Here is a 13,506-nt window from a genome sequence, read left to right on the forward strand (position 1 = left end):
GTTGCTCCGCTTGGCGTTGACGGTGAAATCATACCGTCAAGCACTCGGGCGGGTGATTACGATCCGGTAATGTTCATGCGCATTATTAGGGACGCGGGCGGCCCGTTTCCGACGAACCCCCTGCATGACTGGCGCAAGAGCCGAGCCTGTTTTCCCCGCATGCGGCGCCGCAGCACCGGAGTGCCGCAGTTTCTTTATCCTGCCGAACAGGTCGCGGGCCGCGCGCCGCCCGCTGCAATGCGGCGGAACGGCGGTTTCGGTGAGGATGCGTCGGTATGCCCTTGTGCCGGCGCCGCGAGGGCTGCGATCTATTCGACGTTGTCCGCGACGTCGGTCATACGGATCATATGCGGTTTGACGACGTCGTCCTCGTCATCGTGGTTGTCAGTCGGCGGATGGATCAAGGCCTCGAGCCGCGCCTTGGTCGCCAGAAACTCCGCCGACGTGACCTGCGAATAGTCGCGCGGCCGCGGCACCGGCACTTCGATCAACTCCTGCACCTCGCCGGGATTCGCCTTCAGGACCAGAATGCGATCGGCGAGAAAGATCGCCTCGTCCAGATCGTGCGTGATGAACAGCACGGTCACGTCGATGTTGCGCCAGATATCGAGCAGATGCGTCTGCATCTTCGCGCGCGTTTGCGCGTCGAGCGCCCCGAACGGTTCGTCCATCAGCAGAATGCGCGGCCGGTTGGCGAGCGCGCGGGCAATCGCCACGCGCTGCTTCATGCCGCCCGACAACTGATGCGGATAGGCATTGGCGAATTTCGTCAGACCGACCAGATCGAGCCATTGCAACGCCTCGCGTTCGGCATGCATGGTGCTGTGGCCGTTCATCTTCAGACCGAACATGACGTTCTTCTTGACCGTCAGCCACGGAAACAGCGTGTAGCCCTGAAACACCATGCCGCGGTCGGCGCCCGGTCCCTGCACCGGTTTGCCGTCCAGCAGCACGCTGCCGCTCGTCTGCCGTTCGAGGCCAGCGAGAATGCGGATCAGCGTGGACTTGCCACAGCCCGACGGTCCGATCACGCAGACGAATTCGCGCCGGTGCGTCTTGAAGTCGATGCCGTCGAGCGCCGTGCACTCGCCTTGCGGCGTCTCGAAGCGCTTGCCCAAGTCACGAACTTCGAGAATCACTTCGCGCGACTTCAGGCGGTCGAAACGCTCGCGTACCGCTTCGGATTGGATCAGGTACGACGGAACGGGTTGCGGATTTAACATGATGGAATCCTTTGAATGCGGTGCGGTGCATGCGATATGCCGAGTCACGAAACCGTCCGCTACGCCTTGAGCGTGCGGTCCCACGGAAACAGCTTGCGGCCGAGAAAGGCCAGCACGAGATCGGTGCCCAGGCCGATGATGCCGATCATCATGATCGCCGCGTAGACATTCTCGAAGTGCTCGTAGCGCGCCTGCTGCGTGATGTACCAGGTGATGCCGGAGCTGGTGCCGACCAGTTCCGCCACGATCAGATAGGTCCACGCCCAGCCGAGCAGAATGCGCTGGTCGCGGTACAGGTCGGGCAGGATGCCTGGAATCACCACGTGCGTGAGCAGCTTGAGTTTCTTCGTGCCGAGCGTCATGGCGGCTTCGAACAGGCCGTATTCGAGCTTGCGCGTGGTGTTGGCCACGATCAGCACCTGCTGGAACAACGTGCCGATCACGATGATCGCGATCTTCGGGCCGTCGTAAATGCCGAGGATCGCCACCATCAAGGCGCCGAACGCGGGCGCCGGCAAGTAGCGGAAGAACTCGAAGAACGGCTCCTGCAAGCGCGCGATCGCGCTGTACGTGCCGCACACGATGCCGATCGGCACGCCGATCACCGACGACAGCACGAAGCCCCAGAAAATCACCTGAATGCTGTGCCATAGACTCTGATGCAGCCACACGCCGTCGCGCGATGCGGGCGGCGTGGTGAACGCGGTGTAGAACGCGCGCAGCACTTCATGCGGTGCGGGCAGATACACCGGGTTGACCGGTTCGCCGGCCGGCAAGGCCGTATGGGCGTCGCGCGCGTGGGCGAGTTCGTCGGCGAACACGTCCTTGTCGACGCGCATGCCCGGCTGGAAATAGTCGACGCTGCCCGGAGTGTCGATCAGCACTTGCGGATGCCAGATGAACGGCACGTAGCTGACCAGACACCAGACGAGGAGCGGCAACAGGAACGAGCCCGCGCCCAACAGCCATTTGCCGCGCACGGAGAGTTCGCGGCGCACCGCGAACCATTCGGTTCTGTCAATGACGGCCATGTGATTCTCCGAGGCGGACTGCGGTTGCGTCGTGTGCGGACGTCGAGGCCGCGGGCTTTTCGTCGCGATCGTCGCGTTCGTCGCTTTCGTCGAGCCATGCGCGCGCCAGATCGAGCAGCATGGCGTCCTCGTGTGCGCGCGCGACGAAGGTCACACCGAACGGCAGGCCCGCGTGTTTGCCGACCGTGCAGATGCCGGCCGGCACCGCCAGCGCGGACAGGTCGAGCAGGTTGACGAAGTTGGTGTAGTAGCCGAAGCGCGAATTCACGCGGATCGGGTCCGCTTCCAGTTCGTCGACGGTGGCGGTCGTCGCCGAGGTCGGCGTGACGATGGCGTCGATCCGCTGCCAGACTTCGGCGGCCTGCATGCGCAGGAACGCGAGGCGGTCGAAGGCGGCGAACGCATCGGCCGCGCTCCAGCGCGCCGCGCCGCCGATGATCTCGCGGATCACCGGATGCAGCGCGTCCGGCTGCGTGGCGACGAACTCGCGGATCGCCGCGAGCCGCTCCGCCACCCACGGCCCTTCGTAGAGCAGCCGCGCGGTGGCGAGAAACGGCTCGAAGTCGATCTCGATCAGTTCGGCGCCGGCTGCACGCAAGCGCGTCAGCGCGGCGTCGAAGGCGTGCGCGTACGAGGCGTCGCCGAAAAATTCGAGCTGGTTCGCGCGCGGCACGCCGAAGCGCACACCGCGCAGCGACGCTTGCGCGGCATGCGGTGCGGAGCTCTGCGGCGGCTCGAATTCGCGCGCATACGGGTCGTTCGCCGTCACGCCGCGCGCGGCGTCGAACACGCACTGCGCGTCGTTTGCCGAGCGCGCGAAGATCGACACGCAGTCGAGCGATTTGCAGGCCGGCACCACGCCGAGCGTGCTCAACACGCCCTTGGTCGGCTTCAGTCCGATCAGGCCGTGGAATGCCGCGGGAACGCGCCCCGATCCTGCCGTGTCGGTGCCCAATGAAAACGCCGCCAGCCCAAGCGCAACCGATACCGCCGAGCCGGAACTCGAACCGCCCGACGCGTAGCGCGGATCGAGCGCGTTGCGGCACGCGCCGTGTGGCGAGCGCTGACCGGACAAACCCGTGGCGAACTGGTCGAGATTGGTCTTGCCGATCGGAATCGCGCCGGCGGCGATCAGGCGCGCGACCACCGGAGCGCTGGCCGTGGGCGTGTACGCATAGGCGGGGCACGCGGCGGTGGTCGGAATGCCGGCCAGATCGATGTTGTCCTTGATGGCGAACGGCACGCCATAGAGCGGCAGTGTGTCGATGTCCCGGCCTTCGAGCGCATCGGCGTAACGCATCATCTCGTCGCGGTTCAAAGGACGGATCCACGCGTGATGCGGGTCGTCGCCCGAGGTGCGGGCCGCGACCGCTTCCACCAGTTGCGCGGGCGTGAGGCTGCCGGCGCGATAGCGCGCCCGGAGCGCGGCGATCGACATGAACTGGAATACATCGTCGTGTGATTTCATTTGCACGTAGCCTCCTCGGTGGCGTCGGCTGCAATGCCGGCGCGCATCACCATCAAGCGTTGACCCGCGACCACCGCCGCGCCTTCCGCGCAGTCGATCGTTTCGATGACGCCGTCGCCAATCGCGGTGACGGAGATTTCCATCTTCATCGACTCGACGATCGCGACCACCTGGCCGTCGCTGACCCGTTCGCCTTTGCCGACCAGCAGCTTCCACACGCTGCCCGACACATCGGCGACGATGCCTTGCTGGCCGGCCGCGAGCGCGTCGTTCGCCGGGTTGTCGGCGGCGGCGGCATCGCAATCGGTTTCGCCGACGTATTCGGCATGCCCAACCGCGTTCCAGCGCTCGCGCTCCGCGTCGAAGGCGGCTTGCTGAGTGCTTTTGAACGCGGCAATCGACTCGGCTTCGTCCTTCAGGAAGCGGTTGTACGCGCCGAGGTCGAACACGGACTCCTCGATCTTCAGGCTCGCGCGGCCCGCGATGAAATCCGTGCGCAGTTCGGCCAGCTCGGCCTCGCTGACTTCGTAGAAACGGATCTCATCGAAGAAGCGCAGCAGCCACGGCTTGCCCGCCTCGAACTCGCGCGTCGTGCGATAGCGGTTCCACATCTGCACGGTGCGGCCGACGAACTGATAGCCGCCCGGCCCTTCCATGCCGTACACGCACAGATACGCACCGCCGATGCCCACCGCGTTCTCCGGCGTCCACGTGCGCGCCGGGTTGTATTTAGTGGTGACTAGACGGTGGCGCGGATCGAGCGGCGTCGCGACCGGCGCACCGAGATAGACGTCGCCGAGACCCATCACGAGGTAGCGCGCGTCGAACACGATGCGCTTCACGTCGTCGATGCTATTCAGTCCGTTGATGCGGCGAATGAACTCGATATTGCTCGGGCACCACGGCGCGTCGGGACGCACCGATTGCATGTAGCGCTCGATCGCGATCCGCGTCGACGGGTCGTCCCAGGAGAGCGGCAGATGCACGATGCGGTTCGGCACGCGCATCGCGTCCACGGCGGGCAGTTCGCGCTCGGCTTGCTGCAGATGCGCGAGCAACGCGTCGTGCAACAGCACGCGATGATCGAAATGCACTTGCAGCGAACGGATGCCCGGCGTCAGATCGATGATCCCCGGCAAGCGGTGCGCGTCGAGCCAGTTCATCAACGCATGCACGCGAAAGCGCAGGTTCAGGTCGAGCACGAGCGGACCGTATTCGATCAGCACGTTCTGATCGCCGGAGCGGCGATAGACCACGCCGGTGCCCTCGCCTGCCGTCGGGTCGCGATAGAGGATGCAATCGTGTCCTGTTTCGCGCGCCTGCGTCACGCGTTCCGCCGCTTTGACCGGCACCCGTTCGAAGCGCACCGTATCGCCCGGGCGCAATTGGCCGAGCTTCCACAATTGCTCGCCCACCACCGTGACCGGACACACGAAGCCGCCGAGGCTCGGACCGTCGGGCCCAAGAATCACGGGCATATCGCCGGTGAAATCCACCGCGCCGACCGCATACGCGTTGTCGTGAATGTTCGAAGGATGCAACCCCGCCTCGCCGCCGTCCGTGCGCGCCCACTGCGGCTTCGGGCCGATCAGGCGCACGCCCGTGCGGCTGGAGTTGTAATGCACCGTCCAGCGCGTGCCGTAGAGCATCGCGATATCGTCGGGCGTGAAAAAATCGGGCGCGCCGTGCGGACCGTCGAGCACGCCGAGCGTCCAGTCGTGCGTCAGCACCGGCACCCGCGCCGCGTCCAGTTGCGCGCCCGCTTCGCCGCGGCCCGCGCCATCGGCGAGATGCAGCACGTCGCCCTTGCGCAACGCGCGCCCCGCGTGGCCGCCGAACTGGCCAAGCGTGAAGGTCGCCTTACTGCTCAGATAGTCCGGCACTTGCAGGCCGCCCTTGAGCGCGAGACATGCGCGCATGCCGGCGCCCGTCACCCCGCCGAGCTTGAACACCGCACCCGCCGGCGCGCGCGTAACTTGCCAGAGCGCGACCGGTGCGCCGTCAAGCGTCGCGGCGAGTGGCGCACCGCCCAGCACGAAGAGCGTCGCGGTGTTGAAGCGCAGCGTGGCGCCGACCATCGCGCATTCGAGCCCGGCGGCGTCGGCGGGATTGCCGAGCAGTTCGTTGGCGAGGCGGAACGACAGATCGTCCATCGGACCCGAGGGCGGCACGCCGATGTCCCAGTAGCCGGTGCGCCCGGGCGTCTGCTGCACTGTGGTTTGCACACCGCCGTCGAGCACGTCGATCGTATGCGGCGCGAACATGAAGCGCGACAGGAACGCAGTGGTCTGCTCACCGCGCGCAAACGTCGCCGACCCGGCAATGGCGCGCAGATAGTCGAGATTCGTCTCGATGCCGTAGAGCTGCGTTTGCTCGAGCGCCGCGCGCAACGCGGCGAGCGCCGCCTCGCGCGTCTCGCCTTTGACGATCAGCTTCGCGAGCAACGGATCGTAGAACGCGCTGATGTCCGTGCCCGAATCGACCCAGGTGTCGACCCGCGCGCCGGCGGCGAACGCGACATGCGTCAGCACGCCCGCACTCGGTTGAAACTGCTTGTGCGGGTCTTCCGCATACAGGCGCACCTGGATGCTCGCGCCCTGCGGCACGGGCGCAAGCACGTCGAGCGGCGCGAGTTCGCCCTCGGCCCCGCGGATCATCCACTCGACCAGATCGATGCCCGTGACTTCTTCCGTCACGCAGTGCTCGACCTGCAATCGCGTGTTTACTTCGAGGAAATAGAAACGGCGCGTGTCGGCGTCGAAGACGAACTCCACGGTGCCCGCGGATTTGTACTTCACCGCCTGGGCGAGGCGCACGGCGCTCGCATGCAGCGCGCTTCGTTCCGCGTGCGTAAGCCCAGGCGCGGGCGTCTCCTCGATCACCTTCTGGTTGCGCCGCTGCACCGAGCAATCGCGTTCGCCGAGCGAGATCACACCGCCTTTGCCATCACCGAAAATCTGTACTTCGATATGGCGTGCGTTTTCGACGAACTTTTCGAGGTACACACCCGCGTTGGCAAAATTCGCTGCGCCCAGCCGTGCGACCGACGCAAACACGCTCTCCAGTTGCGCCGCGTCGCGGCACAGCGACATGCCGATCCCGCCGCCGCCCGCGGTGCTTTTCAGCATCACGGGATAGCCGGTCGACTCCGCCTCGCGCAACGCGGCGCTTACGTCGGGCAGCAAGCCGGTGCCCGGCAACAACGCAACGTCGTTGGCTTGCGCGAGCTCGCGCGCCGTGTGCTTCAGGCCGAACTCGCGCATCTGCTGCGGCGTTGGCCCGATGAAGCGGATCCCCGCGTCCTCGCAAGCCTGCGCGAAGGCAGCGTTCTCGGACAGAAAACCGTAGCCGGGATGCACGGCGTCGGCGCCGCACGCGCGTGCCGCATCGAGAATCGCCGCACCGTTCAGATAGCTCTGCGCCGCGAGCGCCGGACCAATGCACACGGCTTCGTCGGCGAGCATCGCATGCATGGCGTGGCGGTCGGCTTCGGAATACACCGCGACCGACGCGATGCCAAGCCGCTTGAGCGTGCGAATCACGCGGCAGGCAATCTCACCGCGATTGGCGATCAGGACTTTGTGGAATCTCATTGGGCATCCCATATCGTCAGTCGCACAGGCGTCGGGTTGTAGCCGTTGCACGGATTATTCAACTGCGGGCAGTTCGAGATCAGCACCGTGACATCCATCTCGGCGCGCATTTCGACGTATTTGCCCGGCGCGGAGATGCCGTCCTCGAAAGTCAGTTTGCCGAGCGGCGTCACCGGGACGTTCATGAAGAAGTTGATGTTGCTGACGATGTCGCGCTTGCCGAGTTGCGTGCCCGCGCCGCACGTGCAATGCGTGATCGCATGCAGGAAGCTGTCGCGGCAGTTATGCATGTAGCGCTTGTCGAGCGCGTAACGCACCGTATTGCTCTCGGCGGCGCAAGCACCGCCGAGCGTGTCGTGGCGCCCGCACGTGTCGGCCACGATGCTGAGCATCGGCTTGCCGAGGTTCGACATCAGCACGCTGCCGGCGGACAGATAGAGATTGCGTTGCGCGCGGATCGTGTCCTGCGCGCTATAGCGTTCGAGCGGATCGGCGCTGTTATAAAAGAGCGTGTCGACCGCCTGATTGCCTTCCAGGTCGAGAATGCGGAACACCTGTCCGCGCTTGACTTCATGCAGCCACGGTTCGCCGGACGGCAGCGTGAGGTCGTAGACCGCATGACGGAGTTCGAGCTTGCTTTCGATGATAGGCATCGCGGGTCTCCTTAAACGAACAGACGGTCGGTGTTGACGAAGCCGCGCCCGTTCTCGGGACACGCCGAGCGGCAGGCATCGTCGGCCGGTACGCAGGCGTCGGCTGCGTACGCGCGGTACGCGATCAGCTTGACGGGCCTCGGTTCGTATTCGGATGAAGGGTCGAGTGGATGCGGCGCGCTCGAAAACACGGCGAGCGTGTCCATTTCGAAACGCAGATCGAACGCGGCGCCGGCCGGCGAATGGCCGACTACGAAGTCGAGCGCGCCGTCCTCGCCGATCGCGAGTTTGCTGAAGAAGTTGATGTTGGCCACGAGGTCGCGTGTGCCGAGCCCGTGCTTCGCCAGTTCGAGCAGCAGACTGTCGCGGCCATTGCGGATCATCGCATTGCGATGTTGCTGATAGCGCGCCTCGCCGTATTTGCTCGCGAACAGTTCCGCGTCGCCGACGCCGCCGAGTGGATCGTGCCAGCCGAGCGTGTCGGCGGTGATCGAGGCCAGCACGCGGCCCATGTCCGAATAGAGCACGTGGCCGCGCGTCAGATGAGCGGTGTGCTGCGCCTTCAGCGTATCGGCCATGTTGTAGCGTTCGAGCGGTTCGTCGTGCCGGTAGAACACGGCGGCCAGATTCGCGCCGCCTTCGGTATCGACGACGCGCAACGCCATGCCACGGCGCAGCACGCCGGACCAATGCGTGCCGGCGGGAATCACCGTTTCCCACGCCACATGCGGGATCGGTGCGAGATCGACAGAGGATTGCGTCGACATGGAGGCTCCAGGTATCGGTTGGGAATAAGCATGAGAGGGCGATTGACCGACATCGCGACCTCCCGGGCTTTTATCCCTCCGTGGAGCCTCGCCGGCGCCTTGAAAGAAGGTGAACGGCAAGACCGGATTGCTCTCGGACCAGGCATCGTGCGCATTGAAATGCGCACGACCGGAACCCTAGCGATCCTGAAGATGATGCAAATTACTTCGCACCTCTCGCAGCGTAGCTAAGCGAGTTGTGTGCCAGGGTCATGGTGAGCATGGGGCAAGTGTGGCGTGGCAAGGGATTGGATGGTCTGAACGGCTCAATTCGTTGTGTGTGGATCGACCGCCCGCGCACCAGCGTTGTTTGCGAGTCCGCACCAGTTGGATGCGCCGGGCACCACGATTGGGCTCGAACTCGGCGCGCGCAACGGCGGCGCATGGCTCCAGACGATGGCATGGTGTGTGCGTATCAATGCGCCACGTCCACTCCGTTCATCACACGATCATGCCGACGCTTGCTGCCATTCGACGCGCGTTTTATACCTTGATGTCGGCACGTTTCATCGAGCTGCAAAAGCAACAGCGCCGCTCGTAACCGGAGCGACGCTGTTGTCGTGATGCTGCGCATCCAGGCATTGGCTATCCGATCTCGGCGCGTTTTCGCTCAGCCCTGAGCGTCCAGCTCCGTGCTCGCATAGCGCGCCTGCTGGCCGAAGCTCGCTAAAGCCTTCGAACCATCGGGCAACACCAACTCCCCTCGTTCGAGACGTTCCTTCAGATAGGTAAAGCTCTGCGCCGTCTGCGCGAACAGATGGTCGCCTGCCGAGACAGGCGGGTATTTCGCCACCGCCTCGGACGTCGCGAACTGCGGCAGCGGCGCGACGACTGTGTGATAGTCGCAGGCGAAAAAGAGCGGGAACGAGTAGCGCTCTTCCCTCACCTTGCGCACGCGATGCGACGTCGCGACGTAGGTCCCGCCGGTCCACACCTCCAGCATGTCGCCGATATTGACGACGAACGCGTTCTCGACCGGCGGCGCATCGATCCATTCGCCCTCGCCGTTCATCACTTCGAGTCCGGGCGCGGTCGGCAGCAGGATCGTGAAGCACTCGTAGTCGGTATGCGCGCCGATGCCGGGCCGGTCTTCCGCGGATGGATCAAGCGGATAGTGGATCAGCCGCAACTGGCTCGGCGGCTTGCGCAGATATCTGTCGAAGTGCTGTTCGGGCAAGCCGAGCGCGAGCGAGAAGCCGCGAAACAGGGCACGGCCGAGTTCGAACGCCGCTTCGTAATAGCCGCCCACCGCCTCGCGAAAGCCCGGTTGTTCGGGCCAGCTATTCGGGCCGAGCATCGGCGTGCCGGCGCGCACGTCGGGGTCATCGGCGGGCAATTCGCGGCCTGTATCGAAGGCTTCCTTCCTGTCGCGCTTGCCGCCCGCGAAGACTTCCTCGCCTTCGGGCACGTAGCCGCGATGCGCCACCGACTTGCCGATGTAGTAGCGCATCTTCCAGTCATGTTCGGCAGCGAAGAAGCGTTTGGCCTGCTCGATCAGCGCGCGTTGCTGTTCGCGTGACACCTGGTGGCCGGTGACATAGAAGAAGCCGGCCTCGCGTGCCGCGCGATCGAGTTCGCGCGCGGTCGCGAGCCGCTGGTCCTTGTCGTCGCTGAAAAGGCCGCTGACGTCGACGATGGGTAACTGCTGAAAACGAGTGTGGGTTTGGCTCATGAGAGATACCTAAGCAAACTGAGGGTGGGTTTGTTCCTGCCGCCCGCCGCGAACCTCACGGTCGGCGAGAAACGCGGCCAGATGACGCCGTTCCTCGCGCCCCATCCACGTATTGATCTCCCACAGGTCGGCCACCGGCGCGTTCGTAAACGGCAACGTGTGCAGATAACCGTCGGGGCCGAACTCGGGCGTCATCGTCGTGACGCTGTAGCCCTGCTCGATCTGCGCGGTCCACAGCGCTTCCCAGATCCGCTGATGCGAGGCGAGGCAGTCCGCGTACTCGGGCGCCGCCGGATGCGGCACCTGCGGACCTTGCGGATAGCCGACGCGCCCATGCAGATGATGCGCATGCGGCGCCAGTTCGAGGATCGTGTCCCATTCGCTGTCGAGCAGCCGCTCGCACACCGACACCCAATGGCTGAAGTCGCAGGTCAGCTTGAGCGTGGGCACGGCGCGCGCGACGTCGCGAGTGATCCACGGGTTGAAGAACGAGCGCCCGCGATGCGTTTCGAAGCTGCAGAGCACGTCGTGCTTCGCGGCGATCTCCACGGCGCGCGAGAAAAAGTCCACCTGTACCGCCGCCGGCCACGCATCGCAACCGGCCATCACGTTGAAGAAGCGCGGCTCGAGCGGATTGCCCCAGACGATCTTCTCCTCGAAGTCCCGCAGATGATCGGCCGGCGTCGCCGAACGCTCCGGCACATAGCTGCCGGCCGTCGTGATCTCGGCAATGAAGCCGAGGCCTTCGTCCGCAATGGCCTGCGCAAACGCGTCGCGCGCCGCTCCGTCGGCCGGCACCGGCGCCTCGATGCCGTCGAAGCCGGCCGCCCGCACGAGTGGCGCGGCATCGCGAGGACCGCCGTCGAAGCCCCAGAACGTCTTGAATAATTCGAATTTCATCGCCCCTCCATTTGCATGCAAACTTGCATGCAATAGTACACATGAAAAACACGAGTCAATAAACTATCCGTACGCGGCCGTGCATTATTTTCGCGCGCCCGATTTCCGGCTCAATTAGCACTTAAACTGTGCAGCCCTCCTCCTCGTGGTGAATCGATGAAGAAGAAAATTGCGCGTAACAAGGGGCAAGCCGTCGCGCGCGCCATTCTCGACATGGACTGGCAGTGGTCGGCGCATTTCGGCGATCTCGGCTTGAACGACCTGAACTACAGCGATCTGTTCTGCCGCATGTGGGTGGATCAGGACGACCACTTCGCGAAGACCGCGCTTTATGAATTCATGCCGGGCGTGAGCCGCCGCACCGCCGTGCGTTACGTGCAGGAGTTGATCGACAGCGGCTGGCTGCTGGAGACGAGTTCCGCCGAGGATCGCCGCATCAAGCAGGTGAGCCTCGCGGCCTCGATCGAGGAACGGCTGGAGCAGTTTCTTGCCTATGTGCATCAACGGTTCGCGGCGCTGGATTGACGGCGCGTGCGCGATGCACTTGTGTTGAAGCGTCCGTGTAGCCTCCGCCGCAAACCTCGCTGGCATATTTCTCGCTACATGTTTGACCGAGAGGTGCGGCAGCGTCGCATCTTAGGGATGCTAGGGTTCCGGTTCGCGAGAATGTCTGGTCCGAGAGCAGCCCGGTGCGCCAGCCGGTTCGATTGCAGGTTTGTTTGCAAGCACGAACCGCCGGCCGCACTACACGGCGGGACAAAAGCCCGGGAGATTGGCGATAGCAATGTCTATCGTGCCTCTCCGTGGCCGGTGTTTGTCTCCCGCAGTTTCCGCGCGTTGTCGTCGTTCTCTCGCGGGAACCGGTCATGTTGTTTCATCGCGCAGTCGCCGCGCGATCCAACTCAACTATCGCAATTGACCGGTCTCCTGGAGAAAACGATGAAACGCTTCGAATCCATCCGTACGTCCCGTGGTTCGCTCACCTCGCCTGCCCGCTTCGCCTCGTCCCTGCGCGTGCGCGGCGCGCTTGCAGCGGCGGCCGCCGCCCTTACTATCGGTTTTACCGCGGGTCTTGCCGCCAGCCCGGCGCAGGCTGCGGCCGCGCCGCTCGCCATCGGCTATAGCGACTGGCCCGGCTTCGTCGCTTTCCAGATCGCTATCGAAAAAGGCTGGTTCAAGGAAGCCGGCGTGGATGTCAATTTCCAGTGGTTCGATTACTCGGCGTCGCTCGATGCGTTCTCCGCCGGCAAACTCGACGCGGTCGGCGCGACCAACGGCGACGCGCTCGTGACCGGCGCAAGCGGCGCGAAGAACGTGATGATCCTGCTGACCGACTACTCGAGCGGCAACGACATGATTGTCGCCAAGCCGCCGGTGCGCACGGTGGAAGGACTGAAGGGCAAGAAGGTCGGCGTCGAAATGGGCCTCGTCGATCACTTGTTGCTCGACACGGCGCTCGAAAAACACGCGCTGAAGGAATCGGACCTCACGCTCGTCAATGCGAAGACCAACGAATTGCCTCAGGTGCTCGCCTCGTCCGGCGACGTCGCCGCGGTCGGCGCCTGGCAACCGAACGCCGGCGAAGCGCTCAAACGCGTGCCGGGCTCGCGGCCGATCTTCACTTCCGCCGACGCCCCCGGCCTGATCTACGACGCGATCACGGTCAATCCCGTCAGCCTGCAATCGCGCAAGGCCGACTGGGCCAAGGTGATCAAGGTCTGGTACCGCTGCGTGACCTATATCAACGATCCGAAGACGCAGCCGGACGCGGTCAAGATCATGTCCGCGCGGGTCGGTCTCACGCCGGCGCAGTACCTGCCCTTGCTGAAAGGCACGCACCTGCTCGACTCGGCGGCGGCGAAAAAGGCCTTCACCAAGGGCGACGGACTGGACTCCGTGTACGGTTCGAGTGTGAACGCCGACAAGTTCAACGTGCGCAACGCCGTCTACAAACAGTCGCAGAACGTGAGCGCCTATATCGATCCGGCACTCGCCAACGCGCAGTAAGCGACCCGCCAGGCACAGCAACCAAAACCGCTGAAATAGCCCGCGGACCCGAAACTGTTATTCTTGCGTCTCTCCCGACCGTCAACTGGTCGCCTGCCGCCTTCGGGCGGCACTCCAAGCGGCGCTCTGCGCCCGACTTCCGAGAGACAGGAA

The 13,506-nt window shown here is 64.6% G+C and carries 9 protein-coding genes, 1 pseudogene and 2 riboswitches; of the genes and pseudogenes, 2 read left to right on the forward strand and 8 right to left on the reverse strand.

Going from position 1 to position 13,506, the window contains the following annotated elements:
• Positions 1-308 precede the first annotated feature (308 nt).
• The 8 genes and pseudogenes from PQR42_RS26310 to PQR42_RS26345 all read right to left on the reverse strand — a co-directional run bounded on the left by PQR42_RS26310 (position 309) and on the right by PQR42_RS26345 (position 11,346).
• The gene (locus tag PQR42_RS26310; protein ID WP_408207367.1) at positions 309-1,223 is read right to left on the reverse strand and encodes an ABC transporter ATP-binding protein; all 915 of its coding nucleotides are present in this window, start codon (positions 1,221-1,223) and stop codon (positions 309-311) included.
• A 59-nt stretch (positions 1,224-1,282) separates the two neighbouring features.
• Positions 1,283-2,254, reverse strand: coding sequence for an ABC transporter permease (locus PQR42_RS26315; protein ID WP_408388086.1), 972 nt, complete (start codon positions 2,252-2,254; stop codon positions 1,283-1,285).
• Positions 2,255-2,279: 25 nt separating this feature from the next.
• Positions 2,280-3,722 (reverse strand): annotated as a pseudogene (gene atzF, locus PQR42_RS26320) (allophanate hydrolase); the annotation flags it as partial.
• Positions 3,719-7,315 (reverse strand): urea carboxylase, encoded by a 3,597-nt coding sequence (gene uca / locus PQR42_RS26325; RefSeq protein ID WP_408388088.1) that lies wholly within the window; start codon positions 7,313-7,315, stop codon positions 3,719-3,721. The gene uca and the pseudogene atzF, both read right to left, overlap by 4 nt.
• Positions 7,312-7,968 carry an urea amidolyase associated protein UAAP2 gene (locus PQR42_RS26330; RefSeq protein WP_408207375.1) on the reverse strand — a complete coding sequence of 219 codons (657 nt, stop codon included), beginning with the start codon at positions 7,966-7,968 and terminating at the stop codon, positions 7,312-7,314. Before PQR42_RS26330 ends, uca begins: the two co-directional genes overlap by 4 nt.
• Before the next feature lie 11 nt (positions 7,969-7,979).
• Positions 7,980-8,735 carry an urea amidolyase associated protein UAAP1 gene (locus tag PQR42_RS26335; RefSeq protein ID WP_408207377.1) on the reverse strand — a complete coding sequence of 252 codons (756 nt, stop codon included), beginning with the start codon at positions 8,733-8,735 and terminating at the stop codon, positions 7,980-7,982.
• Between the two features lie 57 nt (positions 8,736-8,792).
• A riboswitch (guanidine-I (ykkC/yxkD leader) is annotated at positions 8,793-8,927 on the reverse strand.
• A gap of 457 nt (positions 8,928-9,384) precedes the next feature.
• On the reverse strand, positions 9,385-10,446 hold the full coding sequence (locus PQR42_RS26340) for an isopenicillin N synthase family dioxygenase (RefSeq protein ID WP_408388090.1): 1,062 nt from the start codon (positions 10,444-10,446) through the stop codon (positions 9,385-9,387).
• Positions 10,447-10,455: 9 nt separating this feature from the next.
• Positions 10,456-11,346 carry a sugar phosphate isomerase/epimerase family protein gene (locus PQR42_RS26345; RefSeq protein WP_408388092.1) on the reverse strand — a complete coding sequence of 297 codons (891 nt, stop codon included), beginning with the start codon at positions 11,344-11,346 and terminating at the stop codon, positions 10,456-10,458.
• Positions 11,347-11,502: 156 nt separating this feature from the next.
• Between PQR42_RS26345 and PQR42_RS26350 the strand changes: the two genes are divergently transcribed.
• Both PQR42_RS26350 and PQR42_RS26355 read left to right on the forward strand, forming a co-directional pair.
• A complete protein-coding gene (locus PQR42_RS26350) occupies positions 11,503-11,871 on the forward strand; it encodes a MarR family transcriptional regulator (protein ID WP_408388094.1) in 369 nt (122 codons plus the stop codon).
• Between the two features lie 109 nt (positions 11,872-11,980).
• Positions 11,981-12,119: riboswitch (guanidine-I (ykkC/yxkD leader) on the forward strand.
• Between the two features lie 166 nt (positions 12,120-12,285).
• Positions 12,286-13,353 carry an ABC transporter substrate-binding protein gene (locus PQR42_RS26355; RefSeq protein ID WP_408388096.1) on the forward strand — a complete coding sequence of 356 codons (1,068 nt, stop codon included), beginning with the start codon at positions 12,286-12,288 and terminating at the stop codon, positions 13,351-13,353.
• The last annotated feature ends 153 nt before the right edge of the window (positions 13,354-13,506 follow it).

It is taken from the genome of Paraburkholderia sediminicola, from assembly GCF_046027355.1.
GTDB classification, from domain to species: Bacteria; Pseudomonadota; Gammaproteobacteria; order Burkholderiales; family Burkholderiaceae; genus Paraburkholderia; species Paraburkholderia sediminicola_B.